At 41.3% G+C, this 26,241-nt stretch carries 27 protein-coding genes; 13 read left to right on the forward strand and 14 right to left on the reverse strand.

From position 1 onward, the window contains the following. Positions 1 to 247: 247 nt before the first annotated feature. Positions 248 to 718: a GNAT family N-acetyltransferase gene (locus tag PY092_RS09345; RefSeq protein ID WP_275615586.1), complete on the forward strand. Its 471-nt coding sequence runs from the start codon at positions 248 to 250 to the stop codon at positions 716 to 718. A gap of 299 nt (positions 719 to 1,017) precedes the next feature. After that, positions 1,018 to 1,440: a DoxX family protein gene (locus tag PY092_RS09350; protein WP_275615587.1), complete on the forward strand. Its 423-nt coding sequence runs from the start codon at positions 1,018 to 1,020 to the stop codon at positions 1,438 to 1,440. A 1-nt stretch (position 1,441) separates the two neighbouring features. Here the strand turns inward: PY092_RS09350 and PY092_RS09355 are convergent, their stop codons facing one another. Next, positions 1,442 to 3,604, reverse strand: coding sequence for a TonB-dependent receptor (locus tag PY092_RS09355; RefSeq protein WP_275615588.1), 2,163 nt, complete (start codon positions 3,602 to 3,604; stop codon positions 1,442 to 1,444). 212 nt (positions 3,605 to 3,816) lie between these two features. On the opposite strand from PY092_RS09355, the gene PY092_RS09360 reads away from it, so the two are divergent. Together PY092_RS09360 and PY092_RS09365 are read left to right on the forward strand one after the other, a co-directional pair. Then, the gene (locus tag PY092_RS09360) at positions 3,817 to 4,236 is read left to right on the forward strand and encodes a DUF2141 domain-containing protein (RefSeq protein WP_275615589.1); all 420 of its coding nucleotides are present in this window, start codon (positions 3,817 to 3,819) and stop codon (positions 4,234 to 4,236) included. 146 nt (positions 4,237 to 4,382) lie between these two features. Next, on the forward strand, positions 4,383 to 5,324 hold the full coding sequence (locus PY092_RS09365) for a LysR substrate-binding domain-containing protein (RefSeq protein WP_275615590.1): 942 nt from the start codon (positions 4,383 to 4,385) through the stop codon (positions 5,322 to 5,324). A gap of 33 nt (positions 5,325 to 5,357) precedes the next feature. Here the strand turns inward: PY092_RS09365 and PY092_RS09370 are convergent, their stop codons facing one another. Then, the gene (locus tag PY092_RS09370) at positions 5,358 to 5,555 is read right to left on the reverse strand and encodes a hypothetical protein (RefSeq protein WP_127137733.1); all 198 of its coding nucleotides are present in this window, start codon (positions 5,553 to 5,555) and stop codon (positions 5,358 to 5,360) included. Positions 5,556 to 5,675: 120 nt separating this feature from the next. Here PY092_RS09370 and PY092_RS09375 point away from each other — a divergent pair, with 120 nt between their 5' ends. Next, entirely contained in the window at positions 5,676 to 6,959 is a 1,284-nt protein-coding gene (locus tag PY092_RS09375; protein ID WP_275615591.1) for a D-alanyl-D-alanine carboxypeptidase, read from the forward strand. Here PY092_RS09375 and PY092_RS09380 read toward each other — a convergent pair. The 5 genes from PY092_RS09380 to PY092_RS09400 all read right to left on the reverse strand — a co-directional run bounded on the left by PY092_RS09380 (position 6,953) and on the right by PY092_RS09400 (position 10,490). Then, entirely contained in the window at positions 6,953 to 7,540 is a 588-nt protein-coding gene (locus PY092_RS09380; RefSeq protein WP_275615592.1) for an NUDIX domain-containing protein, read from the reverse strand. The genes PY092_RS09375 and PY092_RS09380 overlap by 7 nt on opposite strands. A 7-nt stretch (positions 7,541 to 7,547) precedes the next feature. Next, entirely contained in the window at positions 7,548 to 8,201 is a 654-nt protein-coding gene (locus PY092_RS09385; RefSeq protein ID WP_275615593.1) for a DUF2461 domain-containing protein, read from the reverse strand. A gap of 93 nt (positions 8,202 to 8,294) precedes the next feature. Beyond that, a complete protein-coding gene (locus tag PY092_RS09390; protein WP_275615594.1) occupies positions 8,295 to 9,095 on the reverse strand; it encodes a TIGR00266 family protein in 801 nt (266 codons plus the stop codon). 80 nt (positions 9,096 to 9,175) lie between these two features. Continuing rightward, positions 9,176 to 9,937 (reverse strand): CPBP family intramembrane glutamic endopeptidase, encoded by a 762-nt coding sequence (locus PY092_RS09395; protein ID WP_275615595.1) that lies wholly within the window; start codon positions 9,935 to 9,937, stop codon positions 9,176 to 9,178. 97 nt (positions 9,938 to 10,034) lie between these two features. Beyond that, complete coding sequence (locus tag PY092_RS09400; protein ID WP_275615596.1) at positions 10,035 to 10,490, reverse strand: DUF4442 domain-containing protein; 456 nt, start codon at positions 10,488 to 10,490, stop codon at positions 10,035 to 10,037. Positions 10,491 to 10,657: 167 nt separating this feature from the next. Between PY092_RS09400 and PY092_RS09405 the strand changes: the two genes are divergently transcribed. From PY092_RS09405 to PY092_RS09440, 8 genes are all read left to right on the forward strand, one after another. Next, a complete protein-coding gene (locus PY092_RS09405) occupies positions 10,658 to 11,140 on the forward strand; it encodes a DUF4870 domain-containing protein (protein WP_275615597.1) in 483 nt (160 codons plus the stop codon). A 208-nt stretch (positions 11,141 to 11,348) separates the two neighbouring features. After that, entirely contained in the window at positions 11,349 to 11,678 is a 330-nt protein-coding gene (locus tag PY092_RS09410; protein WP_014031488.1) for a PadR family transcriptional regulator, read from the forward strand. 9 nt (positions 11,679 to 11,687) lie between these two features. Continuing rightward, positions 11,688 to 13,421 (forward strand): PspC domain-containing protein, encoded by a 1,734-nt coding sequence (locus tag PY092_RS09415; RefSeq protein WP_275615598.1) that lies wholly within the window; start codon positions 11,688 to 11,690, stop codon positions 13,419 to 13,421. A gap of 151 nt (positions 13,422 to 13,572) precedes the next feature. Further along, positions 13,573 to 14,295: a head GIN domain-containing protein gene (locus tag PY092_RS09420; protein ID WP_275615599.1), complete on the forward strand. Its 723-nt coding sequence runs from the start codon at positions 13,573 to 13,575 to the stop codon at positions 14,293 to 14,295. Positions 14,296 to 14,403: 108 nt separating this feature from the next. Next, the gene (locus PY092_RS09425) at positions 14,404 to 15,414 is read left to right on the forward strand and encodes a dipeptide epimerase (RefSeq protein ID WP_275615600.1); all 1,011 of its coding nucleotides are present in this window, start codon (positions 14,404 to 14,406) and stop codon (positions 15,412 to 15,414) included. Continuing rightward, complete coding sequence (locus PY092_RS09430) at positions 15,414 to 16,460, forward strand: PLP-dependent aminotransferase family protein (RefSeq protein WP_275615601.1); 1,047 nt, start codon at positions 15,414 to 15,416, stop codon at positions 16,458 to 16,460. Before PY092_RS09425 ends, PY092_RS09430 begins: the two co-directional genes overlap by 1 nt. A gap of 68 nt (positions 16,461 to 16,528) precedes the next feature. Further along, entirely contained in the window at positions 16,529 to 17,734 is a 1,206-nt protein-coding gene (locus PY092_RS09435; protein ID WP_275615602.1) for a C40 family peptidase, read from the forward strand. 163 nt (positions 17,735 to 17,897) lie between these two features. After that, a complete protein-coding gene (locus PY092_RS09440) occupies positions 17,898 to 18,341 on the forward strand; it encodes a hypothetical protein (RefSeq protein ID WP_275615603.1) in 444 nt (147 codons plus the stop codon). 66 nt (positions 18,342 to 18,407) lie between these two features. Here PY092_RS09440 and trxB read toward each other — a convergent pair whose 3' ends face one another. From trxB to PY092_RS09475, 7 genes are all read right to left on the reverse strand, one after another. After that, entirely contained in the window at positions 18,408 to 19,376 is a 969-nt protein-coding gene (gene trxB / locus PY092_RS09445) for a thioredoxin-disulfide reductase (protein WP_275615604.1), read from the reverse strand. A gap of 541 nt (positions 19,377 to 19,917) precedes the next feature. Further along, complete coding sequence (gene rimK / locus PY092_RS09450; protein WP_275615605.1) at positions 19,918 to 21,288, reverse strand: 30S ribosomal protein S6--L-glutamate ligase; 1,371 nt, start codon at positions 21,286 to 21,288, stop codon at positions 19,918 to 19,920. Positions 21,289 to 21,301: 13 nt separating this feature from the next. Next, on the reverse strand, positions 21,302 to 22,087 hold the full coding sequence (locus tag PY092_RS09455) for an RMD1 family protein (protein WP_275615606.1): 786 nt from the start codon (positions 22,085 to 22,087) through the stop codon (positions 21,302 to 21,304). Positions 22,088 to 22,109: 22 nt separating this feature from the next. Beyond that, positions 22,110 to 22,418 (reverse strand): hypothetical protein, encoded by a 309-nt coding sequence (locus tag PY092_RS09460; RefSeq protein WP_275615607.1) that lies wholly within the window; start codon positions 22,416 to 22,418, stop codon positions 22,110 to 22,112. Positions 22,419 to 22,420: 2 nt separating this feature from the next. Beyond that, positions 22,421 to 23,395 carry a deoxyhypusine synthase family protein gene (locus PY092_RS09465; protein WP_275615608.1) on the reverse strand — a complete coding sequence of 325 codons (975 nt, stop codon included), beginning with the start codon at positions 23,393 to 23,395 and terminating at the stop codon, positions 22,421 to 22,423. Positions 23,396 to 23,447: 52 nt separating this feature from the next. Then, the gene (speB, locus tag PY092_RS09470; RefSeq protein WP_275615609.1) at positions 23,448 to 24,320 is read right to left on the reverse strand and encodes an agmatinase; all 873 of its coding nucleotides are present in this window, start codon (positions 24,318 to 24,320) and stop codon (positions 23,448 to 23,450) included. A gap of 20 nt (positions 24,321 to 24,340) precedes the next feature. Then, positions 24,341 to 25,795 carry an arginine decarboxylase gene (locus PY092_RS09475; RefSeq protein WP_275615610.1) on the reverse strand — a complete coding sequence of 485 codons (1,455 nt, stop codon included), beginning with the start codon at positions 25,793 to 25,795 and terminating at the stop codon, positions 24,341 to 24,343. Positions 25,796 to 26,241 lie beyond the last annotated feature (446 nt).

A 26,241-nucleotide genomic window follows, 5' to 3' on the forward strand; every position in this document is an offset into this window, starting at 1 on the left:
ATTCCTGATTGGGACAGGTTGATATTTGTATGTTTTTTTCACTTGCAAGATTTGGGACTTGTAAGAATTTTTCTATTAATGTATTGTAAATCTAGTCATTTTATCGTCCAACAGATAATTTTTTCGTTAAACGGCAACCTGAATTGATGGATAGATGGTTTCAGTTCATAAAATTTGGGTTTGAGTGCATTAAATGTTCCGCGATTCGGCTTATTTTTGATGCAGTAACTTCTAAAAATTGCTCAAAATGGGGGTTCCAGTGCGTATTGTTCCCTATTCCGAAACCTACAAAAATGCTTTCAGGGAATTGAATGAGGAATGGATCATTAAATATTTTGAGATGGAGGAAATGGACCGAATTGCGCTCCATAATCCGAAAGAATATATTTTGGATAAAGGCGGGTATATAGCCGTGGCTCTACTTGATGATAAACCAGTCGGTGTCTGTGCCTTGATTCCTTGCACGCATGATGGATATGATTTTGAACTTTCCAAAATGGGGGTCTCCTCCAAGTCCCAAGGCTTGGGAATCGGGAAATTGTTGGGACAACACATTGTTGGCAAGGCAAAACAGTTGGGCGCACAAAAAATCTTCTTGGAAAGTAATAGAGTTTTGGCTCCTGCCCTATCGTTGTATAAAAAATTAGGGTTCAAGGAAATGACCAAAATTTCGTCTCCCTACACCCGTAGCGATATTCAAATGGAACTTTATTTATAAGTAGTTTCCTCTACTAGGGTCCCTGTTGAATACTAAGCCAACATGGCGAACTGTTTACTTATCCCAATTCCCCTTTCAATTGTCTGATTTTATATCCGAGGTAAACTAACCCCAAAAAAAACAGAACCTACACCTAATCCACTGAAAATCAAAATAAAAACACAATTGTAAGAAAGATTTTTGAAAACTGTGACCTAATTCTACACAAAAGCAGATTTTAAACGGAAATTTTCCAGTAATCATCGCATATATCACTAAAAATGAGTATTTTATATAGTGTAATTCTAAACCTCATCGCCATGGGTCTCATAAAAAATCTCAACAAATGGGCCAATGCCCATACCTACCTTATTCTGGACCTGATTCGCGTATTGCTAGGTATCGTGCTTTTTATAAAAGGCATAGAGTTTATGACCAACCATGTAGAAATGGAGAAACTGGCAGAACCGTTCCAAGACGTTCCCGGCGGTATGATTTTTCTTCACTATTTGATTCCTGCCCATTTTGTGGGAGGCCTTCTCATTATAGTCGGATTGCTAACCCGATGGGCCGCCATTGCCCAGATACCGATAATCTTCGGTGCGATCTTAACAAATTTCCTGGGGGAAATGAACACAAACAATCTTATGCTATCGGTCATAGTGTTATTGGCCACCTTGTTCTTTATTGTATATGGGTCAGGGAAGCACTCCGTGGATTACTACCTCAAAATGCAGCAATAAACTATAGGTTGTCCAATTGATTGCTGTTACCATCGGTGCTGATGGTCCAAAAGAACCCTATGAAGAAAAAGCTATCCGCAGGTGGTGTAACCGCTCTTCCATTGTACACTCCATTTACATCGGGCGTATTGGTATATTGATAATTACTGACGTTATCAATGCTCAACAAATTGCTTACCGAGAAGTACAAAATCTTTTGTTGATCGATCAAGTAGGCCCAATTAAAACTCAAATTATTGTACGATTTGGTTCGCTCTTCCATAAAGCCGGGATTGTTCGGGTTGTGGTACGGCCTACCAGAACCATAAGAATACGACAGTCCAACTTGGGAGCGCAACTTGTCCACCCAATATTTGGTAACCAATGAAACGTTATGCTTTGGCGCAAAGTTCGGAGTTGCCCTTTCAGGAAAATTTTGGTAGTCCCGTTCAGTATCCAGAAAAGAATAGGAGAACCAATAATCCAAATTCTCCACGCTCTTGCTATCCCTCCAAAATACATCAATGCCTTTGGCATAACCCTCTCCAGTATTTGCATAAACTGAATTGAACTGTGGTGTCTCGGTATCAAAGTTGATCAAACGGTCATAGTCCTTATAATAAAGTTCAGTTCTGAAGGTTTTTCCGTTGTTGATGTATTGATAGTTAAGAATGTAGTGAGACGCCTTCTCCATCTCCAGGTTCTGATCAAACTTTACCACATCGGATATCGGTCTCTGGTAAAAATCGCCATAGGCCAAAGAAAACTGTCCGTCCTCCCCTGGCTTATAGGCCAAAGAGACCCGAGGCGATACCTCAAAATCATCAAGCAAACTGCTATGTGTGGCCCTGACCCCTAACTTCATGGCGAATTTATTGGTCAAAAAGATATCGGATTCCGCAAAAGCTGCCCAAAGACCATCGGCATAACCATTGTTGAATGCATCCATATCCGCATCGGTATAGGTTTCATCAAAATGGGTATTGAAATATTCCGCTCCAAAACTCAAATCGTATCGGTTGCTGAAATTTTTACGGGCCTTTACCTTAAGGTGCGTTGATGTCTCCTTATTATCGACCTTGTCCTCTTCCATTCCAATATCATTGGTGTCCCAAGCAATGGATGCCCCAGAGGTCAGACTCCAATCGTTGGCAAAAAAGTATTTATAGGATGAATTAAAGTACAGGTTGTTGTTCTTGAGTCGGAAACGCACGTAATCATCAAAATTGATGTCCTCCTGTTCAATATCCAGATTGGTGTGATTGAATCCCGTGTACAATTTGAACATGCTCTTTTCCCCTCTGCTCCTAAAAACCGCTTCTCCGGAGATGGATTCATACGGGCTGTTCCAACGTACCCCTTGGGTAGATGGAATCAGTGCTTCATACGGGGCAAGATTCATATAAGAGGTATTGATGCTCAGCGATTGATCGCCCCAAATTTCTGTATGGCCAATCCCTCCACCGACACTCATTATGGAAATATTGGTTTCCTCTTGTAAAGGTACGTCCGTAGTGTTCAGCAAAAGCACACTGGACAGGGCCTGGCCATATTCCGCTGAATAGCCTCCCGTGCTAAAAGAAATGCCCTTGAAAAGAAAGGGCGAAAACCTACCGCGAGTAGGTGTATTGTTTGGCGTGGCATTGAAGGGTTGAAAAACGCGTAGCCCATCTATAAAAACCTGGGTCTCCCCTGCTGTACCTCCTCTAACGAACAAACGGCCATCTTCATTAACAGTGGTAGTGCCTGGCAAGGTCTGCAATGCAGCCACAAAATCGCCAGCAGCCCCAGCAGTGGTCACAATATCGAGCGGTTTCAGTACCGACACCTTGGAATTATCACCAGCCTCGAAAGTTCCTGCCGTCAAGGTAACACCGGACAAAGAATTGACGGACTCCATCAATTTAATGTGCAAATCCTTGAAATAGGAAATGTCTCCTGCCTCGTAGTGCGATTCGTAGGACAGCATGGAGACGATAAGCGTTTGCAGCCCTTCCTCGATGGTCTCGAAACTAAAATTTCCATTGGCATCGGAAGAAGCTCCGTCGTAAGTACCTTCCAAATAAATGTTGGCACCTTCAATTGGGTTGTTTTTGGTATCGGTAACTTTCCCTGATATAGTCTGTTGGGAAAAAACAGCTCCCGTGCATATTAATAAGGTAATTAGGCTGATGAAGATTTTCATGACTGTTCGTTTTGATTGATGCCACAAATTTCTCCCTACGTACTTTGCCAAACCAAAACGAAATACCCAATTGTTGTTTTTTACAACTGAATTGAATTGCTGTTTTCACTTAACAGTTCACTCCAAAAAATCAACATTTCAGTAGGTTGAAATTTTTCAAGATGGACTTCTTCCTGAATTTTGGAGCATACAAAACATCAAAAACAAATAGTATGAAAACTGTAGCACTAGCATTAAGTCTCTTCTTTGTAAGTATCATTGCCATGGCGCAAGAAAAAACAGGGATCGACATTACGATCACCATTGAAAACGTAACCAGTAATGAAGGTAAGGTACTTGCCGGCCTTCATACCGAGGAAACCTTTATGAAAGGACAGGGCATACAAAACCTTCAAAGCTCCGTTGAAGATGGAAAAGTAACCTTGACCTTTACCAATGTTGCTCCCGGCGAATATGCCATTTCGGCAATGCACGATACCAATGGGAACAACCGAATGGACTTTGAGTCCAACGGAATGCCCAAAGAAAGCTATGGAATGTCCGGAAACGACATGACCATGGGACCACCCACATTCAACGGCGCTAAGTTTACCGTTGGGAACGAAGATTTGGAAATGAACATCCGATTCTAATCAAAAGAAAACAACCCATCAATCAAAGGAAAGCCTGCACAGTGCAGGCTTTTTGTTTGTGTAGAAGTAAACGTTTTAGGATTATGGTTTTTGTATAGATTAACCTGATGCTTTTTTATACTTTTATGCTCTAAACTTATAATTGAATGACGATTACCCAGCTTCAATATGTATTGGCTGTTGCCGAGCACAAGAACTTTACCCTGGCCGCGGAGAAGAGCTTTGTTACCCAACCCACCCTGAGCATGCAAGTGCAAAAGCTAGAGGACGAATTGGACGTACTTATTTTTGATCGCAGCAAAAAACCCATATCCATTACAGAAGTTGGTCAAAAAATTGTGGCACAGGCAAAGAACATTGTTGCCGAAGCAGAACGAATCAAAGATATTGTCGATCAAGATAAAGGTTACGTGGGTGGCGATTATACCTTGGGCATTATACCGACCGTAATGCCAACATTGCTCCCTATGTTTTTGAATGCCTTTATAAAAAAATATCCCAAGGTCAACCTGATCATCAAGGAACAATCCACACAAACCATGATCAAGAATATTTTGGACGGTCACTTGGATGCTGGTATTGCAGCTACGCCATTGGAAATTGAGTTTATCAAAGAACGCCCTTTATATTACGAACCTTTTGTGGGCTATGTCCCAAAAAATCACCGTTTGGCATCACAAAACGAGCTGATCATGGAAGATTTGGACGTAAACGATATTTTATTGTTGCAGGATGGCCATTGCTTTAGGGAGGGGGTCATCAATCTATGTAAAGCATCGAGAAACCGAAACGGAGATCATTTTAGACTCGAGAGCGGAAGTTTTGAGACCTTGGTAAGTTTGTCGGATGAGGGTATGGGCATGACCTTATTGCCCTATTTGAACACATTGCATTTGGAAAGGGAAAAGAAAGTGAACCTCAAATCTTTCCAAAATCCTACTCCAGCTCGCGAAATAAGCTTGATCTATCACAAAAGCGAACTGAAAATACAGATTACGGACGCCCTCAGGGAAGTTATCTCCAGTATTGTTCGAGGAGCAATTGCTTTTCAGGACGTAAAAATCATCAGCCCTTTGGCCAAAAATTAAAAGAGCCGCTTTTCAGCGGCTCTCGTTAGTGTTTTAAACTTTTAATAATAACAATGTTGGTTGTAATTCTGGCTTATCCACAATATAAAATTGCAACCAGATTTTCAATTCCTCCACTTCATTGGGTAACAATCTAGAAATTGCTTTCTGAAGTTCCCTAGTGAAGAGTTTAGCATCAAAACTCACCTTTTGAAGGATTGTTTTGGTGTAATCTAACATAGCTCTAGGCATATCAATTTGATTAAATTGGATAAATAGGTTGTGTCCTAAATTACTAAAAAAGGGGGGTAAAAAAGCTAACTTCCAGTTAAAAAATGAATATATTGCTGTTAAAATCGACCAACTGCACGCATGTACAAACCAGAAAAGACTCCTCCTAAATTACTCATTTTCAATTTCTTTTTAGTTTTATTCCTACTATCTGGATGTACTTCCATCAAAAAAACGATACACGCTAACATTCGCGCCGATAAGCTGCAAAATTCTTTTCATGGTCTGGTCATTATCGATGCCGATAAGCAAAAGGAAATCTATAACCAGAATGGGGATAAATACTTTACACCGGCCAGCAATACGAAGATTGTAACTTTCTATACGAGCCTAAAATTACTCCCCAAGAACATACCTACTTTAAATTATAAGGTAGCTAACGATACCATTTTTGTAGAAGGAACTGGCGACCCCTCTTGGCTGCATCCTTATTTTAAGGATAGTACGGCCATAAACTGGTTGAAAAATCAGGAAACCGTAGCACTTTATACCAAGAACCATGACGAACGGAGATATGGACCGGGATGGGCATGGGAAGACTACGACACTTATTTTTCGCCCGAAAAATCCACTTTGCCACTTTACGGCAATGTGGCCACAATTTCAAATGTTGAAGGTTTGAAGGTTTCCCCTGAAATTTTCCAAAATCCAACTACAGAAAAGGATACCACCATAAAACGAGAGGAGTTCCGTAACCAATTTTACATTGCCCCAACGGAACAGGATACTTTGGAGATTCCTTATGTGACCAGCGATAGTTTGACCACGCAGTTATTGCAAATAGCCACGGGAAAAAAGGTTTTCGTGACCCAGCATTTCCCCGAGGGCGAAAAGCAGACTTTGTATGGTATGGAGACGGACTCCATTTACAAACGCATGCTTTTGAAAAGCGATAACTTTTTGGCCGAACAATTATTACTGGCCGCTTCGGGGATGGTTTCCGATACCCTGAGTACCAAAAACGCCATTGATTATATGCTGGACAACCATTTAAATGATTTGGAACACCAACCACGTTGGGTAGATGGTTCAGGGCTTTCCCGATATAACCTGTTTACACCAAGGTCCTTTGTCCAAATCCTTCAAAAACTGTACAGGGAAATTCCAGAAGAGCGATTGTTTTCCATTTTTCCGATGTGGGGGCCCGATAGTACCGCGGAGCAATGGGAAGACCCGACCACAGAACCTTTTCTTTTCGCTAAATCGGGATCGGTGGGGAACAACTATAATTTGAGTGGCTATGTGAAGACAAAATCGGGCAAACTGCTCATCTTTAGTTTTATGAACAACCATTTTAAGGTTCCCTCCATTGAAATCAGAAAAACGATGTATGCTACCTTGAAGAATCTTTACGAAAACTACTGATCAAAAATTCCTTGGAGTTGGGCATATTGCAATAGCATGATGGTTTTGGCATCTTTGATCACACCAGATTCCATCATTGCGAGCGCTTCTGCAAAATCCAGTTCCAACACCTCAATGTTCTCGGTTTCATCCTCTGCGCCACCACCCTCGCCAATCTTCATGGCATCTTCGTAAGCCCCGATAAAAAAGTGGAGTATTTCCGTAACTGAACCAGGGGACATATAGGATTCAAAAACCTTTTTCACCTTATCAATTTTATAACCGGTTTCCTCCTCTACCTCCATTTTAATTGTTTCTTCGGCATTGCCCTTTTCCAAAAGTCCTGCACACACTTCTATCATCATTCCATCGTCATTGCCGTTCACATAAGTGGGCATTCGAAACTGCTTTGTCAGCACTACGGTGCCTTTTTCTATATTATATAGAAGGATGGCCGCTCCATTTCCACGATCATATGCCTCCCGGATTTGGGTTTCCCAAACACCGTCTTCCCGTTGATACTCAAAAGTTATTTTTTCAAGAGTGTACCAATTATCGGATAAAAGCTCTTTTTTGATATTTCTTACTTGTCCGTATTTCATAGAAAGTTTAAACAGTTACTGCTTGATTGAGATATTGACGAAAGGGAAGCATTTCCTTGTAAACTTCAACGATTTTTTCCTTGAAACCATCTTGGAGCACTTCCTCTTTGGTCAATCCATATTCCACGGCGAAGGTTTTGTTACGCAACAATTCGATGTGTGTATGGTCATTGGAAAATCCTTTGGGCGATGACACCAGTTTTTCATCTTCGTAAAGACCTCCGAATGTTTTTTTAAAAGAAGGTTTGTCCAGTATTTTTTGGAGCTCCTCGCCATCATAATCAATCGCATCACGAATACTGCGAAGGGTACTGGATTCTGGACGCCAAATGCCCCCGGCCAACAAACAATGCTTCAACCCTATTTCGATATAAAAATCGGCTGAGTTCGGTGCCTTGTCCAACCCCGCACCAAAATGATCCTTATAAATGGGCTTGTTCGGATGGAACATTAAATTATTATTGATCCTATTGATGCCTTTTTTGCCCGGAGTTGGAAAATAATCATCGTGCAATTGTGCCATGGTCAAATCCAGATCATCCAACCAACCGATAAAATCGTTTCGGAGGAATTTGTACCATTTACGGTTGGCATCCATCCATTCCTTGTTATTGTTTTGTTGAAGTTCTTCCAGAAAATGGAAAAGGTCTTTGAAATTCATATGTACAAAGGAAGGAAATAATTCATTCTTCAACTAGTTGAAATCAGATACCAGATACCAGATGTCAGACTTCAGATATCTGATTTCTGACCACTAAAACCTGTTATCCCCGTCGAGCAAATCGCCTAGGCCACCCAAAATACTACCTTCGCCCTTGTCTTTTCCGCCTCCACGGGGCGCAGCGGCCCAAACACGGCTGGCCAATCTACTAAATGGCAAGGATTGAATATAGACGGTTCCCGGGCCACGAAGCGTTGCAAAGAAAAGTCCCTCACCGCCAAAAACCGTGTTGCGAATACCTCCTATGAACTCGATGTTGTAATCTACCGTTTGGGAGAATCCTACAATGCAACCGGTATCAACCCGCAACACCTCTCCCGGTGCCAATTCTTTTTTGGCCATGGTTCCTCCAGCATGTACAAAGGCCATACCATCACCTTCCAATTTTTGCATAATAAAGCCTTCGCCACCGAAAAAGCCACGGCCCAAGCGTTTGGAAAACTCAATGCCAACGGAAACTCCCTTTGCGGCACATAGGAATGCATCTTTTTGGCAAATGAACTTCCCTCCTTTTTCGGAAAGGTCTATCGGAACAATTTTACCTGGATAGGGCGAAGCAAAGCTTACCTGTTTTTTCCCCTGACCAATATTTAAGAAAGCAGTCATAAAAAGACTTTCACCGGTAAGCAAACGTTTACCCGCTGAGAACAATTTGCCCAACACCCCGGTATCTTGGTTGGAACCGTCACCAAAAATGGTGTCCATTTTAATATCGGAATCCATCATCATAAAACTGCCTGCCTCAGCAACAACAGCTTCTTGTGGGTCCAGTTCTATTTCCACATATTGCATTTCTTCGCCGTAAATGTGGTAGTCTATTTCGTGTGCGTTCATTTGTTATTGATGTTTTTTGATTTCTGTTTATATGTTGGGATAATTGGGGTTTTGTTACATCGAAACTTCATATTAAGAGCTCAATTACTGATTACATCCACAAGTACCATTACAACATGGGCAAAGATGTGGGCAATAAAAGCACTTTCTAGACCCTTTTTCCAATATAACCAACCAAAAACAATTCCACCAATTGAATTTAAGACAATAATGTATGTGATTAATTCGATTGATGGGTTTTCCACAGCATTATATACAACGGGTAAGTGACCTAGGGCAAAAATTAATGCAGCCAAAACAATACCCAACCACATTACCATAGATTTTGTATTCCTAAAGATTAATGAACATATCCACACAACAAAAGTCATAAATCCAAACCTCATTAGAATTTCCTCGGTAAACCCACCGTATAAAAACCTTGCACCAAAAGACAGTTTTATGGACTCACCCAAATCTTTGAATGAGTCTGGCAGCATTGGATTGAATAAATAAGCGGAAAGGCTTAATACAGCCCCTGCTGAGACACCTCCAATGATGCCATACTTTATTATATCAGAAAGAGCCAAATCTTCCCTACCACCTACTATTTTTTCAATAATGGGTACTTTCAAGTTTACCTTATGATATAATAAAGTCCCTACTACTACGGCAATAGTTAGAAATAGCGTAGGATTTATAAGGGTCAATAATTTTATCTGGAAGGGTGTAAATCTATCTTGTAAAATTACAGCTGCTTCAGCTGGAAGTGGGATATCAATTGTAAGAAGAGACAAAACCCCTATTAAGCCCAAGCCAAATAGGAAGAGTCCAAGGATGATTTTTTGGTTAGTGTTACTCATAATGTTTATGTTGTTTACATAAGCATTAGTCAGTAAGAGGAGCTAATTGTTACAAAATCTCATTGTGAATCAACACCTTTATAATGACACAAATAACCTATCCCTTCACCTTTACCGTCCACTCAAAATGAAACGTGGAGACTTCAACTCCATCTTGGTTTACGCCCACAGCTTTCATCCAACAGGTTTGCCCTTCACCGGTTTCCACCGTTTTTCCAATGGCATCTGCAATCAGCTCACCGTCTTCACAGGTGAACGTAATCCGCCCAGTAGCTTTTTTGGTAAAGGTGGCTTTGTTATTGGCCACGAGCATGGACACTTTTTTACCACTTTTCTGGATTTCGTTCATTACCAAAGCACCTGTACTGAGCTCGGCCGCCATCCCCTGAACCGCCCAAAACATGGATTTGAACGGGTTTTGATTGATCCATTTGTGTTTGACCGAGGTAACTGCCTTATGCTCATCTATATATTTTAATCGAATACCTGTCCACCATGCCGAAGGAAGCTTTAAAAAGGTAAATGTGTTGATTTTACTGGGTGTCAATGCCATATCATAGGTTTAAGAAGTCTAAAAATAGGGAAAAACTAGTTATGATGAATTGTTAATTTTATGTTAATTTATAGTACTTTGTTTTGCATAGTACTATCTTTTGGATATATATTTGCATGGTAAGCTAATAGGTAAACTAATTTATATTCAAAAATCATCAATCAAAAATGGCTACATCAATCACAAAACACGAACGAAATTTATCCGCAATAATCCATGCGTCCACGTTCTCGAAGTATTTTATTCCCTTTGGGAATTTTATTCTTCCCTTGATTCTATGGACCGCCAACAAAAAGCAGTACGACTTTGTGGATTATAATGGCAAACAGGCATTGAACTTTCAAATAAGTATGTTGCTCTATGCCATAATTGCGGGATTGATCACCATCCCATTCTTTGTTGGGTTTTTACCCGATATGTTTGACTGGGACTTTTTTGGAATGCACCGTTTAAGCAATCTGAACAATTTGAACATCCATATCGATAGTGACGATTTCAGGTTCGGAAGACTTTTCTGGCCCGTGGGGATTTCAGGCATTCTTCAAGTAGGATTGGGTATTGTGAACATTGTTTATACCATTTTAGCCACTATCCGAACCAATGAAGGAGAATATTTTAAATACCCGTTCACCATAAAATTCATCAAATGATATAGGAACTTAATCACCTCCACTGTAATTATCATCAATCAAAAAAAGGAGTTTAACCATCAATCAAAAAACGAAAAAACATCATCAATCATCAATCAAAGAACCGTTTCCACTCCCCTGCCCAATTCAGGGGAATGGAGTGGAAACGCAGCCAAACAAAGTTTGGAAGAACAAAAACGAACAGTTAATTTAATAGAACCATGAAATTATGAACATAGAAAACACAAAAGCACAGATGCGCAAGGGGGTTCTAGAGTATTGCATTCTTTCCATCCTAAAGGATGATGACAAGTATGCCTCAGAAATTCTGGGAGCCTTAAAGGACGCTAAGATGTTAGTAGTGGAAGGTACCATATACCCTTTGCTCACAAGGCTGAAAAATGCTGGATTGCTCAACTACCGTTGGGAAGAATCCACATCTGGGCCACCTCGCAAATATTACGCACTAACAGAAACAGGGCAGTTGTTCCTAAACGAACTCAACGGCACCTGGGATGAACTAAGGAATGCAGTCAATCTGGTAACCAACACAAAATAGAATCAAAAAATGAACAAGACAGTAAATATAAATTTAGCAAATACGCTCTTCCACATAGACGACGACGCGTATAACAAGCTGAGACGGTACCTGGAGTCCATAAGACGGTCTTTCGCAGGTACTAAGGGAAGCGATGAGATCATTGCCGATATAGAGGCACGGATTGCCGAACTCTTCTTGGAAAAAATGGAGAACGAGCGACAGGTGATCACCCATAAAGAAGTAGATCAAGTAATCGAAGTAATGGGACAGCCCGAGGATTACATGGTCGACGAGGATATTTTTGAGGACGAACCAAAAAAATCCTATGCACAACCAACCGGCAGGGCCAAAAAACTGTACCGGGACATAGACCACAAATATATCGGTGGGGTATGTGCTGGGCTTGAGCACTATTTGGGCATTGATGCCCTATGGATCAGGCTCATATTTATCCTTTTGGCCGTATTTACCAGTGGATTTGGTTTGATTGCCTATATCCTATTATGGATCTTGGTGCCTGAAGCCGCCACAACCTCCCAAAAATTGGACATGCGGGGGGAGCCCGTCAACATCAGCAATATAGAACGCAAAGTTAAAGAGGGGTTTGATGATGTTGCAGAAAAAGTGAAAAACGTTGACTACGACAAAGTAGGCGACAGGGTCAAAAGCAGCTCCAAGACCTTTTTTGATACTATCGGGGACATTATCCTGTTCCTATTTAAGGTATTCGGCAAATTCATAGGGATTCTATTGATCATTATCGGTGCTTCCACTTTGGTAGGTCTATTCTTTGGACTTTTCACCGTGGGCATGTTTGATGCAGTTCATGTGCCTGGAATCGATTTTTATGAGATCGTCAATACCTCCGGAGCACCGGTATGGGTAGTTTCCATCTTGTTGTTCTTCGCTGTGGGGATTCCATTCTTTTTCTTGCTGTATTTAGGCTTGAAGATATTGGTGAACAACCTAAAATCCATCGGTAACATTGCCAAGTTCGCTCTCCTAGGGCTTTGGTTGATATCCGTAGGAACACTAATTGTACTAGGCATACGTCAAGCTGCGGAATTCTCGTATACGGGAAGCGTCAACGACAGAGCAGAACTGACATTGGAAATTCCATCTGATACTTTAGTTATCACAATGAAGGATGGCGACATGGATTACAGTCGTGATGACATACATTTTGGCAGAATGACCTTTGGATATGATGAAAATGACAACCGTATTCTCATGTCGGATGAAGTCGATATTAAAGTAAGAAAGTCGAATACGGATTCCATCAGCATCAACATTAGAAAAGATGCGGATGGTAGCTCTACACCAGCAGCCCGCGACCGCGCCAGAAACATTGAATATGCCTACACGGTTGATGGCAATGAAATTGTACTGGACAAATATTTGACCACGGAAACATTGAACAAAGCCAGAAACCAAGAGGTTACCGTGACCATTTACGTTCCGGAATCCATGACGGTATATTTTGACGGTTCCACGAGCAGATACATTGGCCGGGGAATCGACAATGACCAAGGGTTTTACAGAAGTGGCATGGCAGGCCAACACTGGTTGATGGATGTCGACGGAGAGCTGCAGTGTTTGGATTGCCCTGATTCGGAAGAAGATGACGAAGAAGGAAATGGTAAAATCATCATCAATGAGGATGGTATCGATATCGACATTAAGGACAATGCTGATTCCTTTGAAATGAAAATCAATGAGGATGGCATAAAAGTCAAAGCCAAGGAACAAAGTAACAATTGAGTCCCCTAAATCATCAATTGGGTAACTCTTTATTTATAAAACACACGATAAAACGGACATTTACACTGAAATCATATCAGTAGAAAACAAACTATTTTTCAAAATCAATCAATAAATGCCCAGCAAAGCTGAGCATCAAAAAACAACAATCATGACAACACTAGCAAGATTAGCAATCGCCGCACTCCTATCCCTCTTCGCATCCTCATGCATGATGGATATGAACTTCGGCCATGGAAAAACAGGAAATGGGGAAATCGTAGAAGAAAACCGCGATGTAAAAGAGGATTTTGACGTCGTTTCCGCCTCCGAAGGAATCGATGTATTCGTAACCCAAGGCTCTGATTTCAACATTACCGTAGAGGCCGACGAGAACATCATCGACCTTATCGGAACGGATGTTAAAGATGGTAGGCTCAAAATCCACGCCATCGAGAACATCGGGAGAGCTACCAAAAACGTTTATGTGACCTTACCAGAGATCACAGCTTTGGAAAGTTCCAGTGGTGCCGACCTCATTGCGCAAAACGTGGTTAAGGCCAACAACATTGAGCTGGACGCCAGTAGTGGTGCCGACCTTCATGTAGAGGTTGTGGCAGGCGAAGTTTCTGCCGATGCCAGTAGTGGTGCCGACATCAAGGTATCAGGACAGGCAGATGCGCTTTTTGCCGATGCCAGTAGCGGGGCGGACATTAAAGCTCAAGATTTGGTCGTAAAAAGATGTAACGCAGATGCCAGCAGCGGTGCCGATATCTCCGTGAATGTTTCAGAATCTTTGGTCGCAGATGCCAGTAGCGGAGCGGATATTAAGTACACTGGTGATGCCAGCGTAGAAACCAAAAAATCCGTTTCGGGGAGCGTGCGCAAATATTAATCCAATTCCCTTTACATATGCAAAGGCCTACTGAGTTTTCAGTGGGCTTTTGTCTTTATTATGTATACCCAAAGCACTATCTTAGCAGGATTCAATTTTTAATGACTTATGCAGATAGCCCTAAAAAAGTATACGCTTCAACTGGCCCATACCTTTACCATTTCCAGAGAATCCCGAGACGAGCAGGATACCTTGATCGTTTGCCTATCGCTTGATGGCAAAACAGGGTATGGCGAAGCCACCTCCAACCCCTATTATAAAATTACCATTGAAGGGATGATGGACCAAATTGAATCCGTCAGAGACCAAATTGAAGGATACGATTTTGACACACCTGAAAATTTTTATGAATTTTTAGAGTCACTTGACCTCCATAAATTCACACTTTGTGCCTTGGATTTGGCTGCAAATGACCTATATGGCAAGTTAAAGGGCAAACCGCTCTACGAACTTTGGGGCACATCTGCCGAAAAGTATCCGATGACAAATTATACCATAGGTATAGATACCATCGAGAAAATGGTGGCCAAGCTCCAAGAAAAGCCTTGGCCCTTATACAAAATAAAGTTGGGTACCCCTGATGATGTCGCCATTGTTCGGGAACTACGCAAACATACGGACAGTGTTTTCCGAATTGATGCCAACTGCGCTTGGAGCCCTGAGGAAACCATTAAAAATGCCCCACAACTCAAGGAACTCGGCGTAGAGTTTCTCGAGCAACCTCTGAAAGCGGATAATTGGGATGGAATGTCCTTGGTCAAGGAGCAATCCGTTCTTCCCGTAATTGCCGATGAAAGCTGCATTATAGAAAGCGATGTGGAACAATGCGGTCCCTACTTTCACGGTATCAACATTAAACTGACCAAGTGCGGGGGACTTACCCCTGCCCGACGCATGATCAAAAAAGGACGGGAATTGGGATTACAACTTATGGTCGGTTGTATGACGGAATCCTCCGTAGGCATTTCTGCCATTGCCCAACTGTTGCCCCAATTGGACTACGTGGATATGGACGGGGTCATGCTTTTAAAAGGAGATATAGCAAAGGGCGTCGAGATTTTGGATAATGGCGAGGTCATTTTTCCAAAATTGCCCGGTAGCGGAATAGAATTGCTCTAATGGCCTACCCAATCCAAAGCATACCCGATCGAGGGATTTTAATAGACGGCAAACCTCATCTATACTTTGGGGGAACCGCCTATTTAGGACTGCAGAATTACGCACCCTTCAAGGAATTGTACCTGAACAATGTTTCCAAATACGGGATGCACTACGGCGCCTCTCGAAAATCGAATGTCGTTTTGGATATTTATGCGGCAACTGAAACGTATTTGGCCCATTGGGCCGGTAGTGAAAGCTGCTTGACCATGTCCAGCGGTTATTTGGCAGCTCAACTCGTTGTTCAATCCCTGATGGATGAAGGACACACCATCATTGCAGCACCAAACGCCCATACAGCACTTTGTATAAATGGAGTAATTGCAACATCGAATTTCAATGAATTGGAACAGCAGGTATCTGAAGAAATCGGCAAAAATCCATTACTGCCCATTGTCCTTTTTGATACCATCGATTTTTCAGGGCAACAATTCCCAAACTTCGATAGCTTACGAAAGCTTCCTTTGGAAAAAGTTATTTTAATTGGTGATGACTCCCATGGGATGGGCATTGTAGGCGACAATGGCAGTGGCTGTTATCGTATGCTCAAAGCTCTTCAACCCGCTAAACTTATGGTTTGCTGTTCGCTGGGCAAGGCATTGGGAGTACAGGCCGGGGCCATTTTTGGAGACAAGGATGACATCAGAATGCTGGAATCCACACCTTTTTATGGAGGTGCCAGTCCCGCTTCACCCGCATTTATGTCCACCCTATTGGAAGCCAAGGAAATATATTCGAATCGCTTGGAAATCCTCAAGACCAATTACCAATATTTCAAAACCCAATTGAAGAATCCATCATTCTTCATACAGATGGAAGGGCATCCGACCTTTGAATTTCAAGATGCGGAAATTGCATCCGCTTTGAACCAGGATGGGATTATCTTTACCAATTTTAATTATCCCGATGAGAACGGACCCATTGTCAGCCGTATAGTCCTGAGTGCCTATCATACCAAGGAAGATATTCAAACATTGGCCGACAAGTTAAATGCCCTGTTGGATTAATCCGTATGTCTCATTAATTGGTTATTTTGCAAACAGTAACTCAACTCAAACCATATAAAAATCATTTTATGAAGCTTTCTTTCTTCCGTAAAAGTAGATTACATTTTTTTGTACTGCTTGCCATTGCTTTTTCTGCTTGTAAAACTGAAAAAGATACAGAAGCCCCAAATAAAGTAGATGACATTATAGCTTCCATCAAGGAAACTTTTGCCCCTGATAAACGTGTTGCCTTATTCGACATCGAATCAAAAGAGGATGCCTCTGGATACATTGTAACAGGGAAAACCAATTTGCCCAAAGCTCTCAGTGCACTTCAGGAAGAGCTGGAATCGCAACAAATCACATATACGGATAGTATCGAAGTGCTTCCCGAGGCTGAACTGGAAGGAAAAATTTATGGTATCATCAAGCTTTCAGTGGCCAATTTAAGGTCTGACCCGTCACATTCGGCCGAAATGGTCACTCAAGGAACCATGGGAATGCCCATCAATGTGTATCAAAAAGAAAGAAGCTGGTATCAAATCCAAACTCCCGATCATTATTTGGGCTGGGTGGACAGCGGTGGAATAGCTTTGATGACCAAAGATGAATTTGAGGCATGGCAAGCTTCGGAAAAGTTGATCTATACCAAAACCTATGGCCACTCCTTCTTGGATGCCGATGAATCATCCCAAGTCGTTTCAGACCTTGTGGCAGGCAATATTTTGAGTTTGATCTCTGATGAAGGTACTTTTTATGAAGTAACATATCCTGACGGAAAAAGTGCCTTTGTGCCCAAAGCAGAGGCAACTCCTTATTTGGATTGGAAATCGACATTGGCCTTTACCAAGGAATCATTGGTGGAAACATCCAAGACCATGTTGGGGGTTCCCTATATGTGGGGAGGAACTTCCACAAAAGGGGTGGATTGTAGTGGGTTTACCAAAACCGTGTACTTTATGAACGGGATGATCATCCCACGGGATGCCTCCCAGCAAATCCACGAAGGAACCCTCATCGACGATTCCAAAGAATTTGACAAACTAGTACCTGGCGATTTGCTCTTCTTCGGAAGAAAAGCCACCGAAACAAGTCCTGAGCGCGTGATACATGTGGGAATGTGGATCGGAAACAACGAGTTCATCCATTCTGCCGGCAATGTCCACATTAGCAGTATGGACAAAAACGCTGAAAATTTTGACGAGTACAATTATAACCGCTACCTGCGAACCAAACGTATTTTGAACGAGACCGATGAGGGGTTGATTTACTTAACAAAGAATGAAGTTTTTTAGATCGAACTCCTGCAAATCACTTATCAAAACAATGAAATTATATTTTTCATAAAAAAAGTACTCTTAAAGTGAAACAACCTGATTTTTAAGTACTCTAAATTTAATATTGTTAAAATTTATTCTTACCTTTTAGATATTCTAACAATATTAAAAGTAGGGCATTATGAAAAAATCGGTTTTACTTTTCACCATCATTTTTGTTTTCTTGATTGCGGGAAGCTTTACGGAACACGACCCAACAAAACCAACCATAAAAGGAACTTGGGAACTACAGAGTTTTTATAACTATGACGGGGAAAACGTTATAGATACCATTGAAAAATCAGATGGATATAGGCAGGTCAAAATGTATTCCAAAGAGAAGATCATGTGGACCCGATATGTACCGGATGACCCCAATGGAAGGTTCGGATATGGTTCGTACAGGGTAACGGATAACTCCTTGATAGAGGTAATCGAATATGGTGATGACAATATGATGAAGGCACTGGATACCATGCGGAATTTTACGTTTGAGCTTGTGCTAAAAGAAGACACATTCAGTCAAATAACTGTTGACGCGGATGGAAACAGAACTTTTTCAGAGAATTACAAGCGGATTGATTAATTACAATCAACAAAAAAAGCACTGAAATTTCAGTGCTTTTTTTGTTGATTGTACTTGTTGTATTATTTATGAAGCCAACATTTCTTTACTCTCTACCGATGCTAGATAGCGCTCTGCATCCAAAGCTGCCATACATCCTGTACCTGCAGCAGTAACTGCCTGTCGGTAAATTTTGTCTTGGGCATCACCACTGGCAAAAACACCAGGTTTATTTGTTTTCGTGGATTTAGGTTGGGTAATTATATAACCTGTTTCATCCATATCCAACTGTCCCTTAAATACATCGGTATTGGGTTTGTGACCAATCGCAATGAACAATCCGGTAACTGGGATTTCCTCTTTCTCACCGGTCTGATTGTTCACAGTTCTAATACCTTCCACCACTTGGTCTCCCAATACTTCATCAATTTCGGTGTTGTACTTGATTTCAATATTGTCAATGCTGTTCACTCTATGCTGCATCGCTTTGGAAGCCCTCATGTAATCCTTGCGAACCAACATGGTTACCTTATTACATATATTCGCCAAGTATGATGCCTCTTCCGCAGCAGTATCCCCTGCCCCAACGATGGCCACATCCTGACCTTTATAGAAAAATCCATCACAAACGGCACAGGCCGATACACCACCTCCCCTTAAGCGTTGCTCGCTGGGCAAGTTCAAATATTTGGCTGAAGCTCCAGTAGAAATGATCACGGTTTCGGCTTCCAATTCAATTGATTCATCTACGGTTACCTTGTGTATCCCACCTACTTCGTCGCTCAATTCCACAGCGGTGACCATTCCTATTCGTACTTCGGTGCCAAACCGTTCCGCTTGTTGTTGCAATTGCATCATCATGGCAGGTCCATCAATACCTTCTGGATACCCTGGAAAGTTATCCACCTCGGTTGTTGTGGTCAACTGCCCACCAGGTTCCATTCCTGTATATAAAACTGGTTTTAAATCCGCTCTAGAAGCATAAATGGCCGCAGTATAGCCTGCAGGTCCTGATCCAATAATCAATGTTTTGATTCTTTCCACTTGTTCTGACATATAAATCTTCTCCTGAAATGTTACATTACAAAAGTAGGTTTTTTGTCCAAAAACTTACACCCTTGATTTTTCTGGTTTTCTTAAAAGATGTGAACAATTGTGAATGATCGACGACTGGAATGTGGTCCAAATAAAAAAGAGCCGTTAAAAACAGCTCTTTTCCGAAAAAGTAGGTCAAATTTATGGGAACATAATTTGATCTTAGAAAACCGTTACAACCAAGGGGCTCAACCTCAAAAACCCCTTGGAGCAACGTAAACCTTAATTGTAAATAAGATATTAGGTAAAGAACACAAAGTACCTTATAATCACCCCAATCTTATTCTAAGGTTTTTTAACGTAAGCAGTTATGCTTTTGTTATCTGAGACAAACATACTATTGTCTTTTGATTCTTAAGGGGTACAATTAACCAATGGGGCTTCTCCGTTAACGGATGCCCGTTTTCAATTTATATTCGTGTTTTTGGGGGCTTGTGTAAGAAAATATATATAAAAATATATAATTTGTTGAATTTCAATAACTTACAAAATATCTGGGGATTTATTGCTTGTATTTCAGCTTTTTCTCGATGGTTTCTATCATTACGTTCGCAATGTCCTTTCCTGTGGTATTCTCGATACCTTGAAGTCCCGGTGAAGAATTTACTTCCAATAGCAAGGGTCCTTTGTTGGAACGGATCAAATCAACTCCCGCAACATCCAAATTGAACACTTTGGCAGATTTGATGGCCAGTTTTCGCTCTTCGGGGGTTATCTTAACCTTTGATGCCGCCCCTCCTTGGTGAATATTGGCCCTAAACTCCCCTTTTTGTGCAGTACGCTGCATGGAAGCCACTACTTTTCCATTTACCACAAAACAACGGATGTCATGACCGTTGGCTTCTTTTATGAATTCTTGCACCAAAATATTGGTCTGTACACTTTTAAAAGCATTGATCACACTCTCCGCTGCCTTATTGGTCTCGGCGAGGACCACCCCTTTTCCTTGTGTACTTTCGAGTAGCTTAATGATCAATGGTGCACCGCTGACCATACGGATCAGGTCCTTCGTGTCCATTGGGGATTTGGCAAATCCTGTAGTGGGTATATGAATATCATTTTTGGAAAATAATTGGGAGGCAAAAAGCTTATCCCTAGATCTACCAATGGAATCGGCCGAGTTTAAGCAGTACACCCCCAAGGTATCAAACTGTCTAAGTAAAGCACAACCATAAAAAGTAACGGCGGGTTTGATTCTTGGAATTACCGCATCAAACTTATCCAAAATATTACCGCCACGATATCTTATTTCAGGGGTTGCGGCATCCAATTTCATGTAAACGTGCTCCACATTCAGGAAAACCACTTTATGGCCACGCATTTCTCCAGCCTCAATAATTCTCTTGTTACTGTAAAGGTTAGGATTACTAGCTAATAAGCCTATTCTTAAGCCTTTCTTCTCGGTAGTGTATGGCTTATATTTTTCTTCCAGTTGTTCATCTGTGATATCCCCTTGGATAAAACTTTGCGACGGGTCAACCAAATACCTTTCATTCATCGCCTCACGTCCCAACAGCATGCGATATTCCATCGTATCCCTATTGGCCAAGGTGAGCTCTATTTCGAACACATTGCCAGCGATGTTCACATTGGTCTTGATCACAGGACGTTCTTCCGAAATACCTTGCGAACTCTTTACATATCGCACATCCACCAGTTTGGCTTGGCATAAAATCGATATGCTTCTATTGTCTTGAACGGGGTTGACCTCAAACCGTACCCACTCTTCCAATCCTTTTGTGAAAATTTTAATCTTACTGGCCTGAATGGATGATGTTTTTGCTCCAGAATCCACTCTGGCCTTGATGGCCGGGATTCTTAAATCATCAAATTGGCACCATTCTTCGTTACCCAATATTTTAAAATCGCTCAAAACAAATATGTATTTAACTGATTAATCGCATAATGAACAAGTCCACGACCTCGACCAAAATCAAAATAATAATGATCCACTCGAGCCTACTACTTTCCCTATGGTCCATAATATTCATGAACAAACTAAGGTTTTCCTTAATCACTACACCCTGTTCTTTTATGTTTCGGTATCGTTCCTTAAGATCAAAAATCTGTTTTAGACCTTTGTCCAATCGGTCGAGTTCCAAATCTTCCCACACTACTTCGTGGGAATCAAAAATATAGAGGTTTTCAGAAATCTGGTTGTTAATGTTCAACACTTTTGCAATGTGTTTTTTCAACTTCTTCCCTCCTATGTCCAACTTTCCATTTTTTTCCAGATAGGTGGTGTGCTGACGTGTCTCCTTCATCGCCTGTTCCGACAATCCGGCAAAATAATCCAAGGCCACGGATTGCGATAAATGCAACAATCCCAATCGGATACCTTCCACATTGGATTTTGGCAGTATTACCTTATCCTGATCAATAATCGATTTCTCGCTGTCCGATATCAATTCCATTTCCATGGTCTCGGTAATGTCAGACTGCCTCCACTCTTCACAAAATGGCTTGATTTCCATCAAAAGTTGGGATATCTCTGCTTCGCTGTATTCAAAAAAGGAAACAACACCATATCTGAAGATATAAAGGTAACGTGATGCATCGGAATAAAAAAGCTCATCCCTATCGCCATAAATCAATTCCTTGTTCAGAGCTCTACGACAGGCAAGTATATTGATGCTTGCCGCCAAGTGAAGTGCCATTGCCTTTGATTCCATTAGTATAGATTAGGCGATTAATCTATTCTTCCTCGGAAGCTTCCAACTCGTCGGTATCCAAACCAGAATCTTCGTTGTCGTCGCTGTCCGAGTCGTCAAAATCTTCCATGGCCATGACCAAACGCTTACTTACCTTAACCAAATATGCGGTATTCTCTGTTCTAACCTCTACGCACTCCACTACCTCGTTGTTGGCGTTTCTGTACGTAACAATGTCATCATCATCGTAACCATCGGGAAATTTTTCCACAAGAAGGTTGAGCATGGTATTGTCCAACTTTTTGTAATCCACGATTACTCTTTTTAAAACTGTTGTTTGTCCCTTTCTCATGGTTACATGTCTAATAGATAAGCAAAAATCAGGGGTGCCACAATGGTCGCATCCGATTCTACAATGAATTTGGGCGTATCGACATCCAGTTTGCCCCAAGTTATTTTCTCGTTGGGAACTGCTCCCGAATAGGAACCATAACTGGTGGTGGAATCGCTGATTTGGCAGAAGTAGCTCCAAAACGGAGTATTAGTCTGCTCCAAATCTTGATACAACATGGGCACCACGCAGATAGGAAAGTCCCCGGCAATACCACCTCCAATCTGGAAGAATCCTATGCCCTTCTCCGAGTTTTTGGAATACCAATCGGCCAAAAAGGTCATATATTCAATACCCGACTTAACCGTACTGGCCTTTAGCTCGCCTTTGATCACGTAGCTGGCAAAAATATTACCCATAGTGCTATCTTCCCAACCAGGAACCACAATGGGCAAATTCTTCTGTGCCGCAGCGTACATCCAAGAATCCTTGATTTCGATTTCGTAATACTGCTCCAAAACCCCCGAAAGCAACAATTTGTACATAAACTCATGTGGAAAATAGCGTTCTCCTTTTTCGTCTGCTTCTTTCCAGATGTCGTAAATGTGTTTCTGCAACCTTCGAAAAGCTTCTTCCTCGGGAATACAGGTATCGGTAACACGGTTAAGACCATTTTCCAACAAATCCCATTCCTCCTGGGGAGTCAAATCCCTGTAGTTGGGAACACGCTTGTAGTGCGAATGTGCCACAAGGTTCATCAAATCCTCTTCGAGGTTGGCTCCTGTGCAGGATACAATATGAACTTTGTCGGTACGGATAATTTCCGCGAATATTTTGCCCAGTTCTGCTGTACTCATGGCGCCTGCCAAGGACACCAACATTTTGGACCCCTTGTTCAGTTGGTCTTCGTAGCCTTTTGCGGCATCTACCAAAGCGGCCGAATTAAAGTGCAAAAAATATTTTTGTATGAATTGTGATATTTCTCCTTTGTTACTCATTGTAATTAATATGTTTTTGGAATTTTTGAAGTAGCTGTGTTTGCTTCAAGCTTTATTCCGTAAAATCGTTGTTATCTGAAAATTTATAGTTCAACATTTTATAGTAGAGTTTGGCTGCCAAGAAATCGGAGGACCTATCAATATCATTCGGACATAGCTCCACAATATCAAAACCAACCACGTTCTTTTCTCTGAAAACCCTACGTAAAAAGTCCAAAGTCTCGTACCAGAACAGACCTCCTGGCTCCGGTGTTCCGGTTGATGGCAAAATAGAGGGGTCAAAAGCGTCCAAATCAAATGTGATGTAAACATTGTCCGTCATCAAATCCAAGGCGGAATCCATCCAAAAATCATCGGAAATCATCTCATGGGCAAAAAACACTCGGTCTTTGTCCATCACCAATGTTTCGGTGTAATCCATGCTTCTTATTCCCACTTGTAACAAATTGGTGGTCTCGTTGGCTTCGTACAATGCGCAGGCGTGGTTGTATTTTGTACCCCCGTATTCCTTGCGCAGATCGGCATGCGCATCAATCTGAAGTACCGTTAGGCCTTCAAAGCATTCATTAAAAGCTCTTATCGCACCTATAGAAATGGAATGTTCCCCTCCTATCATCGTTACCAACTTGTTGCGGTTGATGTATTCTTTCACGGTCTTGTGAACCGCTTCCACCATGGCATCCGGTGTTTCAAAACCATCAAGGGAATCTGCCAAATAAACTCCCTGCTTATAAACTTCGCTATCGGTTTCTATATCGTAAACCTCCATGTTTTCCGAGGCTTCCAAGAAGGCTTCCGGACCATTGTCCGCACCTTTCCCCCAAGTACTTGTACCATCATAAGGAACTGGCAACAATACTACTTTTGCCTTTTCGGGCGAGCCGTATTCCTTTGGAATACCAGCGTATGTTCTTTCTGTTTTCATTTTTTTAAATACTTCCTTTTTCAGTTGTTGCTAGGTACTGGTAAACTATTTGCTTCTACCATTACATCAGCCGATTTTTTATTTCCATATCCAAGTATGGAAAGAAACTCTCCCGCGGTTTGCTGTTCTGCAAAAACTCGTGTGTTGATATTTCCATCCTCATCTTTGTCTATAAGGATATGTTGGGGATTGGGAATCAAACAATGCTGTAAGCCACCAAATCCACCAATGGTTTCCTGGTAAGCTCCCGTATTGAAAAATCCAATGTAAAGGGGCTTGTCCTTTTTATATTTGGGCAAATAAATGGCGTTCATGTGCTGCTCCGAATTATAATAATCATCGCTATCGCATGTTAGACCTCCCAAAAGCACACGTTCGTACTCATCGTTCCAACGGTTGATGGGCAACATGATGAACTTCTTGCTTATGGCCCAAGAATCTGGCATTGTAGTTATAAAAGACGAATTGATCATGTTCCATTTTTCACGATCGTTCTGTTGCTTTTGATAAAGCACTTCGTATATATTGCCACTACTTTCGCCAACTGTGAAGCTTCCGAACTCTGTGAAGATATTGGGCAATTCAACCCCAGCTTCCTCACAAGCTTGACCTATTTGATGGATAATTTCATCCACCATGTACTCGTAATCATACTCAAACGCCAAAGAATTTTTGATAGGAAAACCACCACCAATGTTAAGGCTATCCAAGGTTGGACATACCTTTTTCAGGTTGATGTACACTTTTAAACACTTTAAAAGCTCGTTCCAGTAGTAGGCCGTATCCCTAATACCCGTGTTGATGAAGAAATGAAGCATCTTCAATTGTACCTGGGTATTCGGTTTTATGGACTGGTTGTAAAACGGAACAATATTTTTGTACCCGATACCCAATCTGGAGGTATAAAACTCAAATTTGGGTTCTTCTTCGGAAGCAATTCGGATTCCAATCTGGAATTTGCCCTCAATAGCCTCGCCCAACAAGTTGATTTCCTCGTAATTGTCAATTATCGGGATACAATTGTGATGTCCCCCATTGATTAATCCTGCAATATTTTGAATATATTGATCTCGTTTAAAACCGTTGCAGATCACATAAGTGTCTTTTGTGATTTTACCAGCCTTCTTTAAATGCTCCACAATATTGATATCAAAAGCCGAAGAGGTTTCGATATGGATATCGTTTTTCAATGCCTCGTTCAGTACATGCTCAAAATGAGAGCTTTTGGTGCAGTAGCAATAGTAATATTTCCCTGCATAGTTATGTTTTTTAATAGCTGCATTGAACCAACCCTTCGCCCTTTGTATGTTGTCCGATATTTTGGGCAAATAAGTAAACTTTAGAGGTGTACCGTAGCGTTGCACCAAATCGTTAAGGTCTATCCCATGGAATTGAAGCGTATTGTTCTTCAATTCAAATTCCTCTTGGGGAAAATCATAGGTCTGCTCGATTAAATCGATGTATTTCGTTTTCATTTAAATTTCGCAATGATGTAATTAATGATAGATAAAAAGAGGTCTGTAGAACTGGTGGTTCTCAGATACGAAATTCAAATACGGTGTATGGTACAAAGTAAGGAGTCCGCGAAAAATCACGGTTAAAATGATGTTGTTCTTCGAAAGTCAGCCCTTGTATTCGGTGTCTTAATCTTAAGACGGCTTTTTGGGTAGACTTTCTTATCCCCAAAAGCCCGAACATGAAAAAAGTCTTCAAAGCTTGTAGGCAATGCGTCCAGAAATTATGGACTCATTCATGAGGCAAACATAGATAAAAAATTGATATGGCAACTTTTTTTGTGAAAAATTTTATCCATATCAACATTTTGACAATCAACACATTATGTTCAATATTTGAAAAGAATATCATTTCAAATAAAAACTGGCCAGTAAAATACATCTACTGACCAGTCATTATTTAACTA

Source organism: Flagellimonas yonaguniensis, assembly GCF_029193885.1.
Classification (GTDB): domain Bacteria; phylum Bacteroidota; class Bacteroidia; order Flavobacteriales; family Flavobacteriaceae; genus Flagellimonas; species Flagellimonas yonaguniensis.

Excerpts from the sequence above, each read along its gene's own strand:
- PY092_RS09345 (WP_275615586.1), top strand. The coding sequence starts at position 248 with ATGGGGGTTCCAGTGCGTATTGTTCCCTATTCCGAAACCTACAAAAAT.
- PY092_RS09350 (WP_275615587.1), top strand. The coding sequence starts at position 1,018 with ATGGGTCTCATAAAAAATCTCAACAAATGGGCCAATGCCCATACCTAC.
- PY092_RS09355 (WP_275615588.1), bottom strand. The coding sequence starts at position 3,604 with ATGAAAATCTTCATCAGCCTAATTACCTTATTAATATGCACGGGAGCT.
- PY092_RS09360 (WP_275615589.1), top strand. The coding sequence starts at position 3,817 with ATGAAAACTGTAGCACTAGCATTAAGTCTCTTCTTTGTAAGTATCATT.
- PY092_RS09365 (WP_275615590.1), top strand. The coding sequence starts at position 4,383 with ATGACGATTACCCAGCTTCAATATGTATTGGCTGTTGCCGAGCACAAG.
- PY092_RS09370 (WP_127137733.1), bottom strand. The coding sequence starts at position 5,555 with ATGCCTAGAGCTATGTTAGATTACACCAAAACAATCCTTCAAAAGGTG.
- PY092_RS09375 (WP_275615591.1), top strand. The coding sequence starts at position 5,676 with ATGTACAAACCAGAAAAGACTCCTCCTAAATTACTCATTTTCAATTTC.
- PY092_RS09380 (WP_275615592.1), bottom strand. The coding sequence starts at position 7,540 with ATGAAATACGGACAAGTAAGAAATATCAAAAAAGAGCTTTTATCCGAT.
- PY092_RS09385 (WP_275615593.1), bottom strand. The coding sequence starts at position 8,201 with ATGAATTTCAAAGACCTTTTCCATTTTCTGGAAGAACTTCAACAAAAC.
- PY092_RS09390 (WP_275615594.1), bottom strand. The coding sequence starts at position 9,095 with ATGAACGCACACGAAATAGACTACCACATTTACGGCGAAGAAATGCAA.
- PY092_RS09395 (WP_275615595.1), bottom strand. The coding sequence starts at position 9,937 with ATGAGTAACACTAACCAAAAAATCATCCTTGGACTCTTCCTATTTGGC.
- PY092_RS09400 (WP_275615596.1), bottom strand. The coding sequence starts at position 10,490 with ATGGCATTGACACCCAGTAAAATCAACACATTTACCTTTTTAAAGCTT.
- PY092_RS09405 (WP_275615597.1), top strand. The coding sequence starts at position 10,658 with ATGGCTACATCAATCACAAAACACGAACGAAATTTATCCGCAATAATC.
- PY092_RS09410 (WP_014031488.1), top strand. The coding sequence starts at position 11,349 with ATGAACATAGAAAACACAAAAGCACAGATGCGCAAGGGGGTTCTAGAG.
- PY092_RS09415 (WP_275615598.1), top strand. The coding sequence starts at position 11,688 with ATGAACAAGACAGTAAATATAAATTTAGCAAATACGCTCTTCCACATA.
- PY092_RS09420 (WP_275615599.1), top strand. The coding sequence starts at position 13,573 with ATGACAACACTAGCAAGATTAGCAATCGCCGCACTCCTATCCCTCTTC.
- PY092_RS09425 (WP_275615600.1), top strand. The coding sequence starts at position 14,404 with ATGCAGATAGCCCTAAAAAAGTATACGCTTCAACTGGCCCATACCTTT.
- PY092_RS09430 (WP_275615601.1), top strand. The coding sequence starts at position 15,414 with ATGGCCTACCCAATCCAAAGCATACCCGATCGAGGGATTTTAATAGAC.
- PY092_RS09435 (WP_275615602.1), top strand. The coding sequence starts at position 16,529 with ATGAAGCTTTCTTTCTTCCGTAAAAGTAGATTACATTTTTTTGTACTG.
- PY092_RS09440 (WP_275615603.1), top strand. The coding sequence starts at position 17,898 with ATGAAAAAATCGGTTTTACTTTTCACCATCATTTTTGTTTTCTTGATT.
- trxB (WP_275615604.1), bottom strand. The coding sequence starts at position 19,376 with ATGTCAGAACAAGTGGAAAGAATCAAAACATTGATTATTGGATCAGGA.
- PY092_RS09455 (WP_275615606.1), bottom strand. The coding sequence starts at position 22,087 with ATGGAATCAAAGGCAATGGCACTTCACTTGGCGGCAAGCATCAATATA.
- PY092_RS09460 (WP_275615607.1), bottom strand. The coding sequence starts at position 22,418 with ATGAGAAAGGGACAAACAACAGTTTTAAAAAGAGTAATCGTGGATTAC.
- PY092_RS09465 (WP_275615608.1), bottom strand. The coding sequence starts at position 23,395 with ATGAGTAACAAAGGAGAAATATCACAATTCATACAAAAATATTTTTTG.
- speB (WP_275615609.1), bottom strand. The coding sequence starts at position 24,320 with ATGAAAACAGAAAGAACATACGCTGGTATTCCAAAGGAATACGGCTCG.
- PY092_RS09475 (WP_275615610.1), bottom strand. The coding sequence starts at position 25,795 with ATGAAAACGAAATACATCGATTTAATCGAGCAGACCTATGATTTTCCC.